The sequence below is a fragment of the Caulobacter sp. BE254 genome, assembly GCF_031457295.1.
Lineage (GTDB): Bacteria > Pseudomonadota > Alphaproteobacteria > Caulobacterales > Caulobacteraceae > Caulobacter.
In genome coordinates, this window is the sequence record NZ_JAVDWJ010000001.1 from 872,414 (window position 1) to 890,417 (window position 18,004).

Below are 18,004 nucleotides of genomic sequence, written 5' to 3' on the forward strand. Positions count from 1 at the left end.
GGTGACCAGTGTCTCATTGTCTCCAACCGTGGTCGCAAGTCGTGACCTGGGGCCTGAAGATCGAGGTCTCCAACTGAAGGCGTTGAACGCCTAAGGTTCGAAGTCACGCTGCGGACGCGGCTACGACGATGGAGGGCCGCCCCGAGCAATCGGGGCGGCCCTTACATTTTGATCCTCCCCCCGGTGGGGGAGGTGTCGGCGAAGCCGACGGAGGGGGTGATCGGGCGATGGTCGATCCCCCGATCGACCCCAAAACTCCCCCACCGATCGCTGCGCGATCGCCTCCCCCACAGGGGGAGGATCTACGCCCCCACCAGCTCTCGCCCGATCAGGAACCGCCGGATCTCGTTGGTCCCGGCCCCGATGTCGTAGAGCTTGGCGTCGCGCATCAGGCGCTCGACCGGCCATTCCTTGGTGTAGCCCGCCCCGCCCAGGGCCTGGATGGCCTCCAGCGACACCCGCACCGCGCTTTCCGAGGCCATCAGGATGGCGCCGGCCGCGTCGAACCGCGTGGTCCTGCCCGCGTCGCAGGCCCGCGCCACGGCGTAGACATAGGCCCGGGCCGAGTTCAGGGCCACGTACATGTCGGCGACCTTGCCCTGCATCAGCTGGAACGAGCCAATCGCCTGGCCGAACTGCTTGCGCTCGCGGACATAGGGCAGCACAACATCTAGGCACGCCTGCATGATGCCTAGCGGACCGGCGGACAGCACGGCGCGCTCGTAGTCCAGGCCGCTCATCAGCACCCCGACGCCGCCTCCGACGGGGCCCACCACGTTCTCTTCCGGAACCTCGCAGTCCTCGAACACCAGCTCGGCGGTGTCCGACCCGCGCATGCCCATCTTGTCCAGCTTCTTGGAAACGCTGAAGCCCTTCATGCCCTTCTCGATCAGGAAGGCGGTGATGCGGCGCTCATCGGTCTTGGCGTAGACCACCAGGGTGTCGGCGTGCGGGGCGTTGGTGATCCAGAACTTCGTGCCGTTCAGCACGTAGCGGTCGCCGACCTGCTCGGCCTTCAGCTTCATCGACACCACGTCCGAGCCAGACCCGGCCTCGCTCATGGCCAGCGAACCGACGTGCTCGCCGCTGATCAGCTTGGGCAGATAGCGCTGCTTCTGCTCGGGCGTGGCCCAGCGGCGGATCTGGTTAACGCAGAGATTGGAGTGGGCGCCGTAGCTGAGGCCGACCGAGGCCGAGGCGCGACTCACCTCTTCCATGGCGATCACGTGCTCAAGATAGCCCAGGCCCAGGCCGCCGAACTCTTCTTCCACGGTGATGCCGTGCAGGCCCAGGTCGCCCATCGGGACCCACAGCTCGCGGGGGAAGGTGTTGGTCTCGTCGATGCGGGCGGCGATCGGCGCGATGCGGTCGGCCGCGAAGCGGGCGGTGGTGTCACGGATCGCGTCGGCCGTCTCGCCCAGCGCGAAGTCCATCGAGGGTGCGGTTTGGTTGGTCATGACCGCCTGCATAGCACAAACGCCCGCGGATCAAGCAGACCCGCGGGCGTTCATGCTCCGGATCATTCCATCCAGGGTCTAGTCTTCGCCGTGCGGATCGGGATCGCCCAGCCGGCGCATCAGCAGATAGGCCGCCGTGGCGAAGCAGATCATGCCGATCACGCTGGCGCCCCAGCCGAACATCTTGACCAGCGACACGCCTTCGCTGGCCGCGACGCTGAGGTTCCACAGGATGCCGCCGCCGAACAGGGCCAGGCCCAGCAGGCCCAGGCAGACCAGCAGGCTGACGCCGCCGAAGGCGTGCGGCTGCACGTGAGCGAAGGCGACGTCCTGGGCTTCCAGTTCGACAGGTCCGCTGGTCGAGAAGCCGCCCAGATTGAACAGCGAACCGCCAGGCGCCGGACGGGCCGTCTCGAACAGACTCGGCTCGGCCGGCGTCGGGGATGCGGCCGACTCGGCGGCTGGCTCCTCCGGCGTCAGCTGGAACGGCGTGGCGGCGGCCGCCGGCTCGGCCGGCGCATGGATGGACGGCGGCGGCGCGGCGGCGGCCGGGACCGGCGGCTCCGGCAGGACCAGGTCCTGGACCGGCGCGACCAGGCCCTGGAACGGCGTGGAGGCGACGGCCGCCTCGTCCGGCAGGATCGCTTCCAGACGCGCGCCGACGGCGGCGGCGGCCTGTTCGCTGGCGCTGGGCCCGGCGCCGGTCAGGGCGGGCGCGGCCGACCCGTCCGCGCGCAGGGCCACGGCCTTGTCGCCGGTCAGGGCGGTGACGAGCGCGGCCGGGGTTTGGCTGGGCACCAGCCGGCCGGCGTCATGGTCGATCTTGGGCCGCAGCACCGAGCTGGGCGCGGCCACCCAGTGGCCGTCAGGCGGGGTCAGGAACAGCGCCTTCTCGGCCGAGCGGCGGCGAACCAGGGCGTCGACGACGATGCGCTCGCCCTCGAAATCGGCCTTGCGCCACACCTCCATCTCGCAGGCGGCCTGCAGCAGCGCGCCCTCGTTGAGCCGGCGCAGCACGTCCGAACGGACGAAATTCTCCGTGCCGATGTTGAAGGCGAAGCAGACCAGAGCGTCGAACTGGTTCTGGTTCAGCGGCGTGTAGACGTTCTCGTTGACCGTGTGGGCCACGGTGATCAGGTCGTAGAGCAGCAGGGCCTCGGCGTCCTGTTCCGAGACGGAAGTTCCGGCGCGCGCGGTCAGGGTGTGGCCATAGCCCAGCGTCCAGCGCCCGTCGGGCAGCTGCGCGGCTTTCATCCGGTAACCCTCGAATCTCTTGATGAGATCGACGGCGGCGCGGGAGACCTGATAACGCGGTTTCATCGCCAAGAATGACCCAGTTTGAGACAGACGCGGATGCGTTCGGGGTGTGCGGCGCAAGATGGGCGCCGCTGGCGGCGCCCCCCGCCCGGTCTAACGGTTGATCATCCAAGACGTCGCGCGGAGCCCCCTTCGCAGTCGGTCCATCGTGCGCCTTTGGGGGCGGTCCTGTCGAACCGAGCGCTGTTAGTGCAACAACAGCGCCGCGATCAGCAGGACGGCGAAGAACCCCGTGAAATCGGTCAGGAAGGTCACGAAGATCGACGAGGAGACCGCCGGGTCGCGTCCCATCTTGGCCAGGGCCAGGGGCGCCAGGATGCCGCCCACCGCCGCCGTGAAGATGTTGGCGATCAGGGCCAGGCCGACGATGATCGCCAGCTTGTCGTGGTGGTCGGCAGGGCCGAAGAACAGGTAGGTCGCCGTCCCCATGACCAGGGCCAGGGTGCAGCCGTTGACGATGCCCACGGACAGTTCGCGCAGGACGATCCGGCGGGCGTTGGCCGTGGTCAGCTCCTTGCTGGCCAGGGCGCGCACGGCCACGGCCAGGGTCTGGGTCCCGGCGTTGCCGCCCAGGGACGAGACGATCGGCATCAGGATGGCCAGGGCCACCAGTTGGGCGATCTCGCCCTGGAACACGGCCACGCCGCTGACGGCGATGGTGGCGGTCACCAGGTTGAGCAGCAGCCACGGCAGGCGCGACTTGACGATGTCCACGACATTGGCGTCGCGGCCGGCGTCGCTCACACCAGCCAGGGCCAGGATGTCCTCCTCGGCCTCCTCGCGAATGACGCCGACAATGTCGTCCACCGTGATCTGGCCCACCAGACGGCCGCCGGGCTCGACGACCGGGGCGCTGATCAGGTGGTACTTGTCGAAGATGTAGGCGACCTCTTCCTGGTCCATGTCGACGGTGATCTCGGTCACCGGCTCCATGATCTCGGCCAGGGGCGTCTCGCGCTTGTTGGTCAGCAGCTGGCTGATCGGCAGGGCGCCGACCGGCGTGAAGGATGGGTCGACCACATAGACGTCGAAGAACAGCTCCGGCAGGTGGTCGCCGGACTCGCGCACGTGATCAATGGTCTGGCCCACGGTCCAGAACTGCGGCGCGGCCAGGAACTCGCGCTGCATCAGGCGGCCGGCGGTCTCGTCCTCGTAGGACAGGCTGGTTTCGATCGCCGCGCGGTCGCCCTCGTCCATGGCGGCCAGCACCTGGGCGCGCTTGCCCTCGTCCAGGTCGTCGATGACGTCGGCGGCGTCATCGGAGTCCAGCTCCTCCAGCGCCCTGGCCAGGGTGGCCGACGGCGTGGCCTCCAGCACCTCCTCGCGCAGGTTGTCGTCCAGTTCGGCGATGATCTCGCCCAGCCATTCCGGGTCGAGGACCGGGATCACCTCTTCGCGATAGCCGGCCGACAGGAAGCCCATCAGGTCGGCGACGTCGGCCGGCTCCAGGGCGTGGACCAGCTCGCGCAGGCGCGCGGTGTCGCCGCGGTCGGCCGCGTCGATGACCATCTCGACATAGTCGGGATTGAGCGCGTAGTCGTCGCCGAGCGCGAGGTCTTCCAGATCCTCGATCGCTTCGGGTTCGGGGATGACCAGGCTGTGGCGCGGATCGTCTGTCAGGTCGGTTGTTTCCCGAGACATGGGGACCTCCTGAACTCTAAAGACGTGCGTCCTGCGCGTGACCTGAAGCTGCGAAGGGCCAAGCCCTCCCCGGAAAATGGTTAGAGCGCCCCTGGCGAGTCGGAAACCGATTTCGCCGGAAGCGCTCTATCCGTTGTCTCACCTGGTGCGGTCGAGAAGACTCGAACTTCCACGGGTTGCCCCACAGCGACCTCAACGCTGCGCGTCTACCAATTCCGCCACGACCGCTCATGGTGAGGCGCGGCAGGTAGCAAACTGAGTTTGATTTGGAAAGAGCGGAGTTGGTTTGGTGCGAGAAAGCCGCCTAGGATTGTCGGCATGAAACCGCCCTGGTCCGTATTTCCCCACATTCCGAACGGCTCGATCGGCTGGCGCATGGGCGAAGGTGAAGACGTGCGAACTCATTTCTATCGAGCGTTCTCGGATCTGTCGGCCAATGCTCGGGACGACTACGAACGCCTCCATCCAGAACCGCCGGGTTGGGAGGGTTTTTACGACAGGATCAGAGCCAGGCCCTGGCCTAATGAGCGCTAAATCGCGCTCAGGTGCCGCCGGCCATGTAGTCGTAGACGTCGGCGGCGCGGGTCACCTGGATGGCGATGCGGTCGTCGCTGATCTGGATCTCGCCCCGGGCGATCGGGTGGTTGTTGGCCAGGATCCAGACCTCGTCATTGGTCTTGGCGTCCAGCGGGATCACCGCGCCGCGGCCCATGCGCAGCAGCTGCTGCATCGGCAGGATCGAGCGCCCCAGCAGAACGGAGATCTCGACATTGACGGCGTTGACCTGGCTCACGAAGTAAGTCCCTGAAGAACACGCGCGACCAAGGTCGGTCGCGCAGCGCCCCTTGCAAGACTAAGGCCGTATGCTTGATCGCCCGTTAAGCCCTGAAAACAAAGCCCTTCCATGGCTGGGAGCGCCCGAAGGCGCGCCGGCCGGGTGGGCGGTTTCGGCCGGGTACGTGCCCTACCCGGCAGCCGTTGCCGCCATGGAAGCCCGCGCGGCCGCCATCGCCGACGGGACGGCCGGCGAACTGGTCTGGCTGCTGGAGCACCCGCCGCTCTATACGGCCGGCGTGTCGTCCAAGCCCGCCGACCTGATCGCCCCCGACCGTTTCCCGGTGTTCGAGAGCGGCCGCGGCGGCCAGTTCACCTATCACGGCCCCGGCCAACGCGTGGTCTATGTGATGCTCGACCTGACCCGGCGGGGCCGTGACGTGCGGGCGTTCGTCGCGGCGCTGGAGGCCTGGATCATCGACGCCCTGGCCGCCTTCAACGTGACTGGCGAGATGCGCGAGGGTCGGGTCGGGGTGTGGGTCGAACGCAAGGGCCCCGGCTGGTCGCGCGAGGACAAGATCGCCGCGATCGGCGTCAAGCTGCGCCGCTGGGTCAGCTTTCACGGGATCAGCCTGAACGTCGAGCCGGACCTGGAGCATTTCAGCGGCATCGTGCCCTGCGGCCAGGTCGAGCACGGGGTCACCAGCCTGGTGGACCTGGGCCTGCCGGTGACGATGGACGAGGCCGACGAAGCCCTGCGGGCGGCCTTCCAGCGGGTGTTCGGACCGGTCGAAGCCGAGGCGCCGCCGTTCTAGGACTCGCCTAGACCGCCGACGCCGGCTTCAGGGGATTGAGGCCATACCGATTGGCGCCCTGCTCGCTCGGCATCACGCCCAGCTCGACGATCGCCCAGACGACGACGCCGCTGAACAGGAAATCCAGGAAGTGCCTCGGGGTCGGCCAGACGGCCACCAGCGACAGCAGCACCAGCGCCGCCCACCAGCCCGACCGGCCACGGTCGTGCAATCGCTTGGACAGTACGCAGGTCGCGAAGAACAGCAGCGGTGGATAAACGAGCCAGCCGGTCAGCAGGTGCAGGGTGATGCCGAACGACTCGTAGAGCACGGCGAAGGCCAGCAGCGCCGCCGAGGCCATCAGGAACGGACCACGCGCCGTCCGGCCCGAGGCCGACAGGAACAGGTCCCACCACTCCGCGCGATCGTTCATTCAGCCAGGCCCCACAGGTCTCCCCACGAACCTAGGCCGCGTCGCGACCGGGCGAAAGAGCCTAGGCGAACACCTTCTCGAGTTCGGGATCGGCGGGCCCGCCAATGCCCTTGGGCGAAGGTCCGAAACGGTTGCGTCCCTGGGTGCCGTCCAGGATGCCCAGGTTGATCAGGGCCCAGAAGCCGCCGATGATCGGAATGAATTCGATCAGCAACCACCAGGCGCTTTGATCGCGGTCATGGCAGCGCTTCGCGCCGAGCGCCAGGCTGGGCCAGAGAAGCGCCAGGGTCACGACCACTTGCAGGATCATGGACGCGTTCGAGTCGCTGGCGACGTCGACGCCCACCACCGCGGCCACGATGTAGGCCACGACCACCAGAACACCCAACAGGATGCTGAGGAGCCAGTAGTCCCGGCGCCGAATCCGGCCTTCGAACGAAAAAAGCTTCTGCGCCAGCGTCATCGAACGTCCCCTGAGCTCAACCCAGGGGCAACATGACCACGTCTAGGCGAACTCCACCAGCACCTCGTCCGCGGCGACGGGGTCGCCGCTCTTGGCGTTGACGGCCTTGACCACGCCGTCGCGCTCGGCGCGGATGATGTTCTGCATCTTCATGGCCTCGAGCACGCAGACGACCTCGCCCTCGCGGACCTGCTGGCCGGGGACGACGTCCATGCTGACCACCAGGCCGGGCATGGGCGAGAGCACCAGCCTTGAGGTGTCGGCGGCCTGCTTTTCCGGCAGCTTGTCGTGCAACTCGGCCGAGCGCGGGGTCAGGACCAGCACCTTGGCCTTGGCGGCCCGGTGACGGATGGTGAAACCCTCGGCGGCCGGGGCCACCTGGACGGTGAAGGCGCGGCCGTCCAGCTTGCCCAGGAACACCGGCTTGCCGGGACGCCAGTCGACGGTCTCCAGGACCAGGGTCCGGCCCTCGTCCGGCAGCTCGACCGACAGGCGCGCGCCTTCGCCCGACAGGGCGACCCGGCGCTTGGCGGGACCGACGGCCACCACCCATTCGGTGCGGACCGGATTGCTGAGCCCGGCCCCCGTCGAGCGGGCCCGGGCGGCGTAGACCCGCTGCATCGCCGCGCCCACCGCGGTCAGGACGTCGACCTGGCCGGGGGTGGGATCCACGCCCTTGAAGCCGCCCTCGAACTCGTCCTTGATGTAGTTGGTCGAGATCGTGCCCGAGCGGAACCGCTCCTGGTCCATCACTGCGGCCAGGAACGGGATGTTGTGGGCGGGACCTTCGATGTGGAAGTCCTCCAGCGCCCGCCCCATGCCGTCGATCGCCGCCAGCCGGGTCGGGGCCCAGGCGCACAGCTTGGAGATCATCGGGTCGTAGTACATCGAGATCTCGTCGCCCTCGCGCACCCCGGCGTCGTTGCGGACCTTATAGCCATCGTGCTCGCCCTCGGCTGGCGGGTCATACCGGACCAGCCGGCCGATGCTGGGCAGGAACTTGCGGTAGGGGTCCTCGGCGTAGATCCGGCTCTCGATCGCCCAGCCGTTGATCGACAGGTCCGACTGGGCGAAGGCCAGCGGCTCGCCCCAGGCGCTGCGGATCATCTGCTCGACCAGGTCCAGACCCGTGATCAGCTCGGTGACCGGGTGCTCGACCTGCAGGCGGGTGTTCATCTCCAGGAAGTAGAAGCTCTTGTCCTGGCCGGCCACGAACTCCACCGTGCCGGCGCTGTCGTAGTTCACCGCCTGGGCCAGGGCCACGGCCTGGGCCCCCATGGCCGCGCGGGTCGCCTCGTCGAGCAGCGGCGACGGCGCCTCCTCGATGACCTTCTGGTTCCGGCGCTGGATCGAGCATTCGCGCTCGAACAGGTGGACGACATGGCCGTGCTTGTCGCCCAGCACCTGGACCTCGATGTGGCGCGGGCTCTCGATGAACTTCTCGATGAAGATGCGGTCGTCGCCGAACGCCCCGGCGGCCTCGGCCCGCACGGCCGGAAAGCCTTCCTCGACGTCCTGGCGGCTCCAGGCCACGCGGATGCCCTTGCCGCCGCCGCCGGCCGAAGCCTTGATCATCACCGGATAGCCGATCTCTTCGGCGATCCGCACCGCGTGGGCGGTGTCGTCGATCTCGCCGATGTGGCCCGGCACGCAGGAGACCCCGGCGGCTTGCGCGAACTTCTTGCTCTCGATCTTGTCGCCCATCGCCGAGATGGCGCCGGGATTGGGACCGATGAACACGATCCCTTCGTCGGCGCAGCGCTGGGCGAATTCGGCCTTCTCCGACAGGAAACCGAAGCCCGGGTGCACCGCTTCGGCCCCCGTCGCCTTGCAGGCGGCGATGATCTTGTCGGCCACCAGATACGACTGGTTGGCGGGAGCCGGGCCGATGTGCACCGCCTCGTCGGCCATCTCCACGGCCAGGCTGTCGGCGTCGGCGTCCGAATAGACGACCACGGTCCGGATGCCCAGGCGACGGCAGGTCTTGATCACGCGGACCGCGATTTCGCCCCGGTTGGCGATCAGCAGCTTCTTGAACATCCGACCGTTCCCTACGCTTTTCTCGTTGTCGTTTGGGACAGGCACTAGCAGGCCGCCGGAGGTTTGCAACGGCGCCGCAGCGTGACATTGTGCATGACACCGGTTTCCATGAGGAGCCGCAACGATAAGCAAGGATTGGCGCGCAAGGTTTCTGCCGCCGTTCGCGCCGCTTGAGAGGAAACTGTCGATGCTTCGTTCCGCCTTCGCGCTGCTGACCCTGGCCGGCGTCCTGGCCGCCGGCTCCGCCCTGGCCCAGACCGTCTCCGCGCCGGGCCCCGCCCCTTCGGCCGCGCCCCATGCTCCGCCGCCAGCCCCGCCCTACGGCCGCCCGGTCACCCTGGCCGAGGCCAAGGTCGCGGCGACCGCCGCCGAGGCCGAGGCCCGCAAGCAGGGTTGGTCGATGGTCATCGTCGTGGTCGAGCCCAGCGGCGCCCTGGTGCTGAGCCAGAAGATGGACGGCGCCCAGTACGGCTCCAACGACGTGGCCCGCCGCAAGGCCGAAACCGCCGCCAACTTCCGCCGGCCCACGTCCTATTTCCAGGAGGCGGTGAAGGGCGGAACGCTCAATTCCATCTTCACCGGCGCCTTGGCCATCGACGGCGGCGAACTGCTGATCGTCGACGGCAGGATCGTCGGCGCCATCGGGGTGTCGGGCGGCTCCGGCGCCCAGGACGGCCAGGTGGCGCGGGTCGCGACGGCGGCGCTGAAATAACGTCGGACGGTCCTCATCCCGGTCTTCGCCGGGATGAGGGAAGCCGAACTTAGTTCTCGAACTCCCGGGCGAACATGGCCACGTAGTCGTCGTGCTGGCCCTCCGGCGCGACCAGCCGGCAGATCGCGGCGCTGAAGGTCACCGGGGCCGAGCCCGGCGCGGTGACCAGCTTGCCGTCGGCCACCGCCTTGGGCGTGTCGACATAGCGCTCGATCCCGGCATAGGCCGGCGCATGGCCGGCCAGCCAGTCCGCGCCGTTCGAGGTGTGGGCCTTGCCGGCCAGGAGCCCAGCCCGGGCCACGGCGACGGTCGCGCCGCAGATCGCGCCGACGATCTTGCCGTCGGCGTGGACCTGCCGCAGCAGGCTGTCGAACGCCTCGTCGCGATAGCCCGGCCAGGCGTCCGAGCCGATCAGCAGGAAGACGTCGGCGTCGGCCAGCACCGGGTCGGAGAACCGATAGTCGGCTGCCGCCAGCACGCCGCCGATCGAGGTCTGTGGCTCGCCGTCCGGCGTGGCGATCTCGATCTGCACGCCGTAATATTCGCGCAGGGCGGCCAGCACCTGCCCGGCCTCCCAGTCGGCCCAGCCCGGTTGCAGAAAGGCGACGGCGACGGTCATGGCTGGATCCTTTCGACGGTTCGGAACGAATGCGCTCGACCGTCTTATGCTCTGGCACGACCGCCCTTGTCAGCAGGCCTTCGCCCTCTACCGCAACGCCCGCCGAGCGCCCATATTGCCGACCATGACCGACACAGCCCCCCTCTCCGCCCAGTCTTCCAGCGGCTTCGACCTGACCCCGCCGACCGAGCCGGAACGCCAGCGCCTGGAGGCCGACCTGACGGCCGAGGAGGCGCGCGTCCTGCTGCACCACGGCACCGAGGCCCCGTTCTGCGGCGGCCTGCTGGGCGAGAAGAGCCCCGGCGTCTATTGCTGCCGCGAGTGCGGCCTGCCGCTGTTCGAATACCGGACCAAGTTCGAGAGCGGCACCGGCTGGCCCAGCTTCTACGCCCCGTTCGACCCGGCCCACGTCAAGGAGGTGCGCGACACCGCGTACGGCATGGTCCGCATCGAGACGCGCTGCGCCCGCTGCGACAGCCACCAGGGCCACGTCTTCCCCGACGGCCCGCCCCCGACCCGGCTGCGCTACTGCATCAATTCGGTATCGCTGCAGTTCGTGAAGGCCGGCGATCCCCTGCCCGACCCGCTGCACCGCGGTGACAAGGTTCCCTAGCGCGCGACGACGTTTCCACCCTCGGTGACCATCGGGTTGCTGTAGGCCAGGTAGCCGCGCTCGACCATGCGCCGCATGGCCTCGTAGACCTCGGCCAGTTCCTCGTAGGCGGCGCGCAAGGTCGCCAGGCGGGCGACCTGCTCGGGCGCGATCGCCGCCCCGCCCTCGGTCATGGCCACGGCCTCGGCCACCCAGCGCGACCGGGCCAGGGCCGCGGCCACCGCCAGGTGCTGGAACTTGCCGCCGTCGCTCTTGCCGAGCACCTGGGCGATCACCGCGGTGTTGGAGGCGAAGGCGGTGTAGTCGATCTGCTCCAGATGGCCGCGCAGGCGGCGCTGGGTCTGGGGATCGGTGTCCTGGGGCTCGAAATGGTCGTGGGTGCGGCGAAAGCTGGAGGTCACGGTCGAGGACATGACGGTCTTCCCTGGGCTCCGCCTTGCCGGCGGGTTGTCGAAAACTCTGCGCCAACAGCCTTAACGGCCGATTGAGAAGCGTCAGCACGTCAGCCGGACGCCTCGCCAAGCTGCGACAGCGCCCGCTCACGCTGGATCTCGGCCGCCGAACGTCGCGGACCGCCTACGTCATCGCCGACCTCAAGCCCATCCGGATCATTCCAATGGCCCGAATGGAACGAATCGAACGATTTTGTCCGACAAAAGGCGTTCGATGCGGCCTGGAAGTAGGGATGGGGATGAACCGATGAACGGTTTTTACGCAACGATCGCGGCGCTAGGCGCAGCCCTTCTCGTGGCGGCTCAACCGGCCACAGCCCAGGACACCGCCGTCACCCCTTTGCATCTCGACGGCAAGGCGACCGGGGCGACGTTCGAGGGCATTGGAGTGGTCGACGGCGGCGGCGCGACCTCGGTCCTTCTGAAGGACTATCCAGAGCCGCAGCGGCAGCAAATTCTCGATCTGGTGTACAAGCCGAAATTCGGCGCGTCCGTGAGCGCGCTCTATGTCGAAATCCCCGGCGACGGCAACTCGACCCAGGGCTCGATGCCAAGCCACATGCACAGCCGGGACGATCTCAACTACGGTCGCGGCTATATCTGGTGGGTCATGACCGAGGCTCGCCGGCGCAATCCCCGGCTTTCGCTCGACGGCGCGGCCTGGAGCGCTCCCGGCTGGGTGGGCGACCGCGGCGTCCGCTATGGCCATGCCGACGAGCCGTTCTTCTCGAAAGACGGGGTCGACTATTACATCTCCTGGCTCAAGGGCCTGCGCGACGTGCACGGCCTGACTCTCGATGCGATGGGCCTTCGGAACGAGAAGGGCGTCAGCTACGATTTCGCCAAGGCCATGCGGCAGGCGCTCAACGCCAATGGCTTCGCCGCCGTCCGGCTTCACGGCTTCGACAATTGGCAGGACGACCGCTTCGACTTCGTCAAGGACATGGCCCGCGACGGGTCCTTGCGCGCGGCGCTCGACATCGCGAGCGCGCATGTCAGCCCGGTGGAAGGGACGAAGGTCTCGCCCGAGGTCAAGCTATTGGCCGCACGGATGGGCAAGCCGCTCTGGAACACCGAGCAGCACGTCTATCAGGCTGGCTACGAAGGGCTCCTCAACACCGTCAAATCGTTCAACGAAGGCTATATCACCGACGGCTTCACCCGGATCACCGACTGGTACGGTATCGCGGGGCTGTACACGATGGAGCCCTATTCGGGAGAGAAAGAGGCGCTTGTCCGGGCGAACTGGCCTTGGAGCGGCCGGTATATCGTCAACCCAAAGCTCTGGGCCTATGCCCACTACGGTCAGTTCACCGAGATTGGCTGGACGTATCTGGTGGGCGGAAGCGGCCCGCTGAAAGGCGGCGGAACCTACGTTGCACTGAAATCGCCCGGCGACGACTACAGCATCATTGTAGAAACCGCCGACGCGAAAGAGGCCCAGTCCGTCCGGCTCGACGCCCTCAATCTCGCTTCAGGGCCGCTGGCCGTATGGCGAAGCACCGCGGCCGACCAGTTCGTGCGCCAGCCCGACGTCGCGTTGTCCAACGGTGTCGCAACCCTCCGGCTTGAGCCAGGGGCGGTCTACTCCTTCACCACGACCCGCGGACAGCAGAAGGGGCGTTTCGACGCGGCGCCCGAAGCCAGACCCTTTCCTTTTCCGTACCGCGAGACGTTCGACGACTATGACCAGCCCGCGCGATGGGGCTATCTGCCCCGCTACTTCGCCGACATCTACGGGGCGTACGAACTGGCGCGTTGTCCGCAGCGCAAGGGTGTCTGCCTTCGCCAGGCGGCGCCAACTCATCCCATATCCTGGGCTCCTGGCTGGCTCCCCTACACCATCCTCGGGGACGACCAGTGGCAGGACTACGCCGTCAGCGCCGACATCTATCTGAAACCCGGCGAAACCGGCGGCGTGATGGGCCGGATCAACAATGTCGGAAGCGGCTACGGCTCCATCCCGAAGGGCTATGTCCTGCGGTTGTCGTCAGCCGGCGAGGTCAGCATCGTGGTCGTCCGAGGCAAGGTCGACAAGAAGGCGCTCGTGGGCGACGCCGTGCAGCAGGCGATCATCAAGAGCGGCGCGGATGCCGGCGAGGGCGGCGAAAAGACCCTCGCGACCGCGCGGCTTGACCGGATGGGGCCTGGTGGCTGGCATCGGCTGAAGCTGCAAATGCAAGGGGACGATTTGACGGGGTTCGTCGACGGCAAGCCGGTGGTGAAGGCCTCCGACACGCTTTATCGGTCGGGAATGGCGGGGCTGCAGGCTGGCGCGAGCGAGCGGTCCATGAGCACGCCCTTCTTTGACGACATTGAGTTGGCCGCTGTCGGAGGGCTGGCGCCTCGCGTCGCGGCGTCGCCGCCCGCGGCAAAGCCGATCTATCCCCGCGCGCGCTAGGTCTGCGTTTTGCGGTCTTGGTGATCGCCCTACCCCAGCGCCTTCCAGCCGAACGTCAGCAGCGGCCGGGCGTGGGCGACGAAGTCGGCGATTACCTCCGCCAACTCCGCCCCGCCGATCTCGGCCCCGGTCAGCGGGCGGCGGACCAGCCAGCGGGTGCGCTTGAGCGCGGCCTCCAGAGGGCCGCCGGCGTGCGCCTCGAAGCCCTTGGGCATGCGCTTGGTCGGCTCGCCCGAATCCAGAGCCAGGCCCTTGGCGGCCAGGGCCTTCTCGACGGCCGCCCAGCCCTTGGGGTCGGCGGCGATGGCCCGGCGAAAGGCGTCGATGTCCGGGCGTTCGGTCAGGTAGAAGCCGGCCGCCGCGAACGGGCCGTTGCCGAAATAGCCCGCCTCGGCCGCCTGGGCCGACGGCAGGGTCGAGGGGTCCAGCGGGTCGATGGTCTCGGGGTCGAAGGCCGGCGCCGGCCCGCCCTCCGGCTCGATGTGCACATAGACCAGGCCCGGCGACAGTTTCTGCCAAGTTCCATCAAGATTGGCGCGGGTGAGCGTGGCCGAGACGTGGGTCTTGTACGGCCGCTTGTCCTTGGAGAACCGCACGTCGCGGTGGATGCGGAACACGCTCTTCTTGGGATCGCCCGCCAGCGGCAGGTCGCGCGCCACGAAGGCCGCGTTCAGGGCGTCGATCAGGGCGGCCAGGGTCGGCTTCAGGCGCTGGTCGTAGACGGCGCGGTTGGCCGTGAACCAGTCGCGGTCGTTGTGGGCGGCCAGGCCCGTCAGGAAGGCCAGGTCGGCGGCGGCGAAGCCGGGGAAGGACGTGCGAGTCATGGCCCGAGGCTAGAGCAGAAGGCGGCCGCCTGTCCCTGCTGACACCTCCTGTCAGCAACCGCGCCGAAGCGGAACCTATGGGGAACAAACAGTCTTGCGCGAAGACTTGGGAGGGTGGACGGTCCGCCCTGGTCCTCACCCCCACCCAGGAGCCTTCCATGAGCATCCAAGACATCGCCGCCGACCTGACAGCCCTTTGCAAGGCCGGCAAGTTCGACGAGGCCGGCGAGAAATACTGGGCCGACGACGTGGTCAGCATCGAGGCCATGCCCGGCGACATGGCCCGCATCGCCGGCAAGGCCGCCGTGCGCGGCAAGGGCGAATGGTGGGCCGCCAACAACGAGGTCCACGGTTTTACGATCACCGGCCCGTTCGTCAACGGCGATCAGTTCGTGGTCGGCTTCAAGATGGACGTGACGCCCAAGGCCACCGGCCAGCGCACGACCCTGGACGAGGTCGGCCTCTACACGATCCGCGACGGCAAGATCGTCGAGGAGCGGTTCTTCTACTGAGGACGGCGCTCTGACCCTTTCTCCCTTGCGGGAGAAGGGGTCAGAGAAACAGCCCTACAGCTCCAGGAACGCCTCGAAGCCGCCGAAGATCATGCGCTTGGTGTCGAACGGCATGTTGGCCATGTCGGCCTTCAGGCGCTCATCGGCCATCACCTTGGCCATGATCTCGTCGCGCGAGGCCTTGTCCTTGTAGGTGATCCACGAGAACACCACGATCTCGTCGTCGGTCGCCTGGACCGCGCGCGGGAACGAGGTCAGCTCGCCATAGGGCACGTCGTCCGCCAGGCATTCGACGTAGGACAGCGCGCCGTACTCCATCCAGACCTTGCCGGCCAGCTGGGCTATCTTCTTGTAGGCCTCGATCTTGGCCTTGGGGACCGCGAGCACGAAACCGTCGACATAGGACATGGCGTCCTCCTCTGCTGGATTGTGAAACAGAGGACGCTCGAAGGCGCGGCGTTCCGACAGGATGGGCGAAAAAAGAACAGCCCGTGGGCTCCCTTCTCGGCTGATCAGGGCTGGACCGTGTAGCCCGCCGAGGCCGGCACCCAGATCAGGGTGTCGTTCATGTCCTGTCGCGCGACGCCGTCCATCGTGACCTGGGCGATCCACCAGTCGCCGCTGCGCCGGTAGGTCGTGCAGACCTCCTTGCCCAGCACGTTCGCCATCGACGCCGCCACCTGGGCTCGGGCGGGCGCAGCGTCCTCTTCAGGCAGTCGACGGCCCCGAACCAAGATCTGGGCCTTGTCGACGCCCGACAGCGGCCCGCAGACCGCGCCGTCGCGCACCGTCACCGGCGACACGGTCCTCATCGTCACCACCGGCGAGGCCTGCAGCACCACCTCGGCCTGGTTCAGGATCTGGCCGCCGGCTCCGAAGGTGTAGCCGGCCATGGCGCGGCAGGTCCTGCGAACCGGATCGGCGCCGTAGCATTGCAGGTCGCCGATCCGGGCCGGCGCCAGCGGATCGGCGACAATGGCTGACGAGGCGGTCGAAGGGGCGGCGGCCTGCACCGCCGCCGCCAGGATGACGCCCAGCACGCCTAGCCTTCCGTCTTCAGGTAGATCTCCGACCCCTGCTCGCGGAACTTGTCGCTCATCTCGGCCATGCCCTGTTCGATGGAGTTCGGCGCCATGCCGGCCGCGAATTCGCGGACTTCCTGGCTGATCTTCATCGAGCAGAACTTCGGACCGCACATCGAGCAGAAGTGGGCGGTCTTGTGGGCCTCCTTGGGCAGGGTCTCGTCGTGGAAGGCCCGGGCGGTCTCGGGGTCGAGGCCCAGGTTGAACTGGTCCTCCCAGCGGAACTCGAACCGCGCCCGGCTGATGGCGTCGTCCCACATGGCCGCGCCGGGGTGGCCCTTGGCGAGGTCGGCGGCGTGGGCGGCCAGCTTGTAGGTGATGACGCCGGTCTTGACGTCGTCGCGGTCGGGCAGGCCCAGGTGCTCCTTGGGCGTGACGTAGCAGAGCATGGCCGTGCCGAACCAGCCGATCATCGCTGCCCCGATCGCGCTGGTGATGTGGTCGTAGCCAGGGGCGATGTCGGTGGTCAACGGGCCCAAGGTGTAGAAGGGGGCCTCGTGGCAGTGCTTGAGCTGCTCGTCCATGTTGGCCTTGATCTTGTGCATGGCCACGTGGCCCGGCCCTTCGATCATCACCTGCACGCCGTGCTTCCAGGCCACCTTGGTCAGCTCGCCCAGGGTGCGCAGCTCGGCGAACTGGGCCTCGTCATTGGCGTCGGCGGTCGAGCCCGGGCGCAGGCCGTCGCCCAGCGAGAACGACACGTCGTAGGCGCGCATGATCTCGCAGATCTCTTCGAACCGCTCGTAGAGGAAGTTCTCCTTGTGGTGGGCCAGGCACCACTTGGCCATGATCGAGCCGCCGCGCGAGACGATGCCGGTGACGCGTTTCGCCGTGAGAGGAATGAACGGGAGACGGACGCCGGCGTGGATGGTGAAATAATCCACCCCCTGCTCGGCCTGCTCGATCAGGGTGTCGCGGAAGACCTCCCAGTTGAGGTCCTCGGCCACGCCGTTGACCTTCTCCAGCGCCTGGTAGATCGGCACCGTGCCGATCGGCACCGGGCTGTTGCGGATGATCCAGTCGCGGATGTTGTGGATGTTGCGGCCGGTCGACAGGTCCATGACCGTGTCGGCGCCCCAGCGGGTGGCCCAGACCAGCTTGTCGACCTCGTCGGCGACCGTGCTGAGCACGGCCGAATTGCCGATGTTGGCGTTGATCTTGACCAGGAAGTTGCGGCCGATCGCCATCGGCTCCAGCTCGCCGTGGTTGATGTTGGCCGGGATGATGGCCCGGCCGCGCGCCACTTCCTGGCGCACGAACTCGGGGGTCACGAAATCCGGGATCGAGGCGCCGAAGTCCTCGCCGTCGCGGATGCAGGGGCGATCCTGTTCGCGGCGCAGGTTCTCGCGGATGGCGACATATTCCATCTCGGCGGTGACGATGCCGGCCCGGGCGTATTCCAGCTGGGTGACCAGCTTGCCTTGGGCGCCCTTGAAGATCGGCCGCTTGGCGGTGAATTGCGGGGCCAGGTGCTTGCCCTGGGCGAAGCCGTTGTCCTCGGGCTTCACCTCGCGAGGATTGGTCACCAGCTCGACGTCGCCGCGGGCCATGACCCAGGGCTCGCGCACGCGCTGCAGGCCCTGCTCGATGTCGATCTTGGCGTGGGGGTCGGTATAGGGCCCCGACGGGTCGTAGATGGTGACCGGCGGCTCGTTGGCGCTGGGATGGACCTCGACCTCGCGGAACGGCACGCGAATGTCGGGGAACAGCGAACCGGCCTGGTAGACCTTGCGGCTGCCGGGGCGTTCGCCCGTCGGAATGGCGCCGATGGCGTCTTTGATCGGCAGTTGGACGTTCATTTCGGGCGCTCCTCAGGCTTGAAGGAGACCCGGACGTGCGCGCTAAGTCGGTCTACGGACGAGCCCTTTCA

18 protein-coding genes and 1 tRNA gene are annotated in these 18,004 nt (G+C 67.8%); 5 read left to right on the top strand and 14 right to left on the bottom strand.

The window, feature by feature from the left end:
- Positions 1 to 302 precede the first annotated feature (302 nt).
- The 5 genes from J2X41_RS03865 to J2X41_RS03885 all read right to left on the bottom strand — a co-directional run bounded on the left by J2X41_RS03865 (position 303) and on the right by J2X41_RS03885 (position 5,208).
- Entirely contained in the window at positions 303 to 1,457 is a 1,155-nt protein-coding gene (locus tag J2X41_RS03865) for an isovaleryl-CoA dehydrogenase (protein WP_310079735.1), read from the bottom strand.
- A 78-nt stretch (positions 1,458 to 1,535) separates the two neighbouring features.
- A complete protein-coding gene (spmX, locus tag J2X41_RS03870; protein ID WP_310079737.1) occupies positions 1,536 to 2,777 on the bottom strand; it encodes a lysozyme-family localization factor SpmX in 1,242 nt (413 codons plus the stop codon).
- 183 nt (positions 2,778 to 2,960) lie between these two features.
- Positions 2,961 to 4,415, bottom strand: a complete 1,455-nt coding sequence (gene mgtE, locus J2X41_RS03875; protein WP_310079739.1) for a magnesium transporter — start codon at positions 4,413 to 4,415, stop codon at positions 2,961 to 2,963.
- A 143-nt stretch (positions 4,416 to 4,558) separates the two neighbouring features.
- A tRNA-Leu gene (locus J2X41_RS03880) sits at positions 4,559 to 4,643 on the bottom strand.
- A gap of 313 nt (positions 4,644 to 4,956) precedes the next feature.
- On the bottom strand, positions 4,957 to 5,208 hold the full coding sequence (locus J2X41_RS03885) for a FliM/FliN family flagellar motor switch protein (protein WP_028040691.1): 252 nt from the start codon (positions 5,206 to 5,208) through the stop codon (positions 4,957 to 4,959).
- 70 nt (positions 5,209 to 5,278) lie between these two features.
- Here J2X41_RS03885 and lipB point away from each other — a divergent pair, with 70 nt between their 5' ends.
- Entirely contained in the window at positions 5,279 to 6,004 is a 726-nt protein-coding gene (gene lipB / locus J2X41_RS03890) for a lipoyl(octanoyl) transferase LipB (RefSeq protein WP_310079741.1), read from the top strand.
- Positions 6,005 to 6,011: 7 nt separating this feature from the next.
- Here the strand turns inward: lipB and J2X41_RS03895 are convergent, their stop codons facing one another.
- The 3 genes from J2X41_RS03895 to J2X41_RS03905 form a co-directional block, all read right to left on the bottom strand.
- Positions 6,012 to 6,416, bottom strand: a complete 405-nt coding sequence (locus J2X41_RS03895; protein WP_310079743.1) for a DUF805 domain-containing protein — start codon at positions 6,414 to 6,416, stop codon at positions 6,012 to 6,014.
- Positions 6,417 to 6,477: 61 nt separating this feature from the next.
- Positions 6,478 to 6,879 (bottom strand): DUF805 domain-containing protein, encoded by a 402-nt coding sequence (locus tag J2X41_RS03900; protein WP_310079745.1) that lies wholly within the window; start codon positions 6,877 to 6,879, stop codon positions 6,478 to 6,480.
- Positions 6,880 to 6,921: 42 nt separating this feature from the next.
- On the bottom strand, positions 6,922 to 8,919 hold the full coding sequence (locus tag J2X41_RS03905) for an acetyl/propionyl/methylcrotonyl-CoA carboxylase subunit alpha (protein WP_310079748.1): 1,998 nt from the start codon (positions 8,917 to 8,919) through the stop codon (positions 6,922 to 6,924).
- 187 nt (positions 8,920 to 9,106) lie between these two features.
- On the opposite strand from J2X41_RS03905, the gene J2X41_RS03910 reads away from it, so the two are divergent.
- Positions 9,107 to 9,631, top strand: a complete 525-nt coding sequence (locus J2X41_RS03910) for a heme-binding protein (protein WP_310079750.1) — start codon at positions 9,107 to 9,109, stop codon at positions 9,629 to 9,631.
- A gap of 49 nt (positions 9,632 to 9,680) precedes the next feature.
- On the opposite strand, the gene J2X41_RS03915 is transcribed toward J2X41_RS03910, so the two are convergent.
- The gene (locus tag J2X41_RS03915) at positions 9,681 to 10,250 is read right to left on the bottom strand and encodes a DJ-1/PfpI family protein (protein ID WP_310079753.1); all 570 of its coding nucleotides are present in this window, start codon (positions 10,248 to 10,250) and stop codon (positions 9,681 to 9,683) included.
- A 124-nt stretch (positions 10,251 to 10,374) separates the two neighbouring features.
- Here J2X41_RS03915 and msrB point away from each other — a divergent pair, with 124 nt between their 5' ends.
- Positions 10,375 to 10,863 carry a peptide-methionine (R)-S-oxide reductase MsrB gene (gene msrB, locus J2X41_RS03920; protein ID WP_310079755.1) on the top strand — a complete coding sequence of 163 codons (489 nt, stop codon included), beginning with the start codon at positions 10,375 to 10,377 and terminating at the stop codon, positions 10,861 to 10,863.
- Here msrB and J2X41_RS03925 read toward each other — a convergent pair.
- Entirely contained in the window at positions 10,860 to 11,276 is a 417-nt protein-coding gene (locus tag J2X41_RS03925) for a hypothetical protein (protein WP_028041461.1), read from the bottom strand. The genes msrB and J2X41_RS03925 overlap by 4 nt on opposite strands.
- Positions 11,277 to 11,562: 286 nt before the next feature.
- On the opposite strand from J2X41_RS03925, the gene J2X41_RS03930 reads away from it, so the two are divergent.
- Positions 11,563 to 13,716: a hypothetical protein gene (locus J2X41_RS03930; protein WP_310079758.1), complete on the top strand. Its 2,154-nt coding sequence runs from the start codon at positions 11,563 to 11,565 to the stop codon at positions 13,714 to 13,716.
- A gap of 29 nt (positions 13,717 to 13,745) precedes the next feature.
- On the opposite strand, the gene J2X41_RS03935 is transcribed toward J2X41_RS03930, so the two are convergent.
- On the bottom strand, positions 13,746 to 14,540 hold the full coding sequence (locus J2X41_RS03935) for a TIGR02453 family protein (RefSeq protein ID WP_310079760.1): 795 nt from the start codon (positions 14,538 to 14,540) through the stop codon (positions 13,746 to 13,748).
- Positions 14,541 to 14,698: 158 nt separating this feature from the next.
- Here J2X41_RS03935 and J2X41_RS03940 point away from each other — a divergent pair, with 158 nt between their 5' ends.
- The gene (locus J2X41_RS03940; protein WP_310079762.1) at positions 14,699 to 15,052 is read left to right on the top strand and encodes a nuclear transport factor 2 family protein; all 354 of its coding nucleotides are present in this window, start codon (positions 14,699 to 14,701) and stop codon (positions 15,050 to 15,052) included.
- Positions 15,053 to 15,106: 54 nt separating this feature from the next.
- On the opposite strand, the gene J2X41_RS03945 is transcribed toward J2X41_RS03940, so the two are convergent.
- The 3 genes from J2X41_RS03945 to thiC all read right to left on the bottom strand — a co-directional run bounded on the left by J2X41_RS03945 (position 15,107) and on the right by thiC (position 17,933).
- Entirely contained in the window at positions 15,107 to 15,460 is a 354-nt protein-coding gene (locus tag J2X41_RS03945) for a DUF1428 family protein (protein ID WP_310079764.1), read from the bottom strand.
- Between the two features lie 104 nt (positions 15,461 to 15,564).
- Positions 15,565 to 16,092 carry a hypothetical protein gene (locus tag J2X41_RS03950; RefSeq protein WP_310079766.1) on the bottom strand — a complete coding sequence of 176 codons (528 nt, stop codon included), beginning with the start codon at positions 16,090 to 16,092 and terminating at the stop codon, positions 15,565 to 15,567.
- Positions 16,093 to 16,094: 2 nt separating this feature from the next.
- Positions 16,095 to 17,933 carry a phosphomethylpyrimidine synthase ThiC gene (thiC, locus tag J2X41_RS03955; protein ID WP_310079769.1) on the bottom strand — a complete coding sequence of 613 codons (1,839 nt, stop codon included), beginning with the start codon at positions 17,931 to 17,933 and terminating at the stop codon, positions 16,095 to 16,097.
- Between the last annotated feature and the right edge of the window lie 71 nt (positions 17,934 to 18,004).

Coding starts and splice junctions, on each gene's coding strand:
- J2X41_RS03865 (WP_310079735.1), bottom strand. CDS start 1,457: ATGACCAACCAAACCGCACCCTCGATGGACTTCGCGCTGGGCGAGACG.
- spmX (WP_310079737.1), bottom strand. CDS start 2,777: ATGAAACCGCGTTATCAGGTCTCCCGCGCCGCCGTCGATCTCATCAAG.
- mgtE (WP_310079739.1), bottom strand. CDS start 4,415: ATGTCTCGGGAAACAACCGACCTGACAGACGATCCGCGCCACAGCCTG.
- lipB (WP_310079741.1), top strand. CDS start 5,279: ATGCTTGATCGCCCGTTAAGCCCTGAAAACAAAGCCCTTCCATGGCTG.
- J2X41_RS03895 (WP_310079743.1), bottom strand. CDS start 6,416: ATGAACGATCGCGCGGAGTGGTGGGACCTGTTCCTGTCGGCCTCGGGC.
- J2X41_RS03900 (WP_310079745.1), bottom strand. CDS start 6,879: ATGACGCTGGCGCAGAAGCTTTTTTCGTTCGAAGGCCGGATTCGGCGC.
- J2X41_RS03905 (WP_310079748.1), bottom strand. CDS start 8,919: ATGTTCAAGAAGCTGCTGATCGCCAACCGGGGCGAAATCGCGGTCCGC.
- J2X41_RS03910 (WP_310079750.1), top strand. CDS start 9,107: ATGCTTCGTTCCGCCTTCGCGCTGCTGACCCTGGCCGGCGTCCTGGCC.
- J2X41_RS03915 (WP_310079753.1), bottom strand. CDS start 10,250: ATGACCGTCGCCGTCGCCTTTCTGCAACCGGGCTGGGCCGACTGGGAG.
- msrB (WP_310079755.1), top strand. CDS start 10,375: ATGACCGACACAGCCCCCCTCTCCGCCCAGTCTTCCAGCGGCTTCGAC.
- J2X41_RS03925 (WP_028041461.1), bottom strand. CDS start 11,276: ATGTCCTCGACCGTGACCTCCAGCTTTCGCCGCACCCACGACCATTTC.
- J2X41_RS03930 (WP_310079758.1), top strand. CDS start 11,563: ATGAACGGTTTTTACGCAACGATCGCGGCGCTAGGCGCAGCCCTTCTC.
- J2X41_RS03935 (WP_310079760.1), bottom strand. CDS start 14,540: ATGACTCGCACGTCCTTCCCCGGCTTCGCCGCCGCCGACCTGGCCTTC.
- J2X41_RS03940 (WP_310079762.1), top strand. CDS start 14,699: ATGAGCATCCAAGACATCGCCGCCGACCTGACAGCCCTTTGCAAGGCC.
- J2X41_RS03945 (WP_310079764.1), bottom strand. CDS start 15,460: ATGTCCTATGTCGACGGTTTCGTGCTCGCGGTCCCCAAGGCCAAGATC.
- thiC (WP_310079769.1), bottom strand. CDS start 17,933: ATGAACGTCCAACTGCCGATCAAAGACGCCATCGGCGCCATTCCGACG.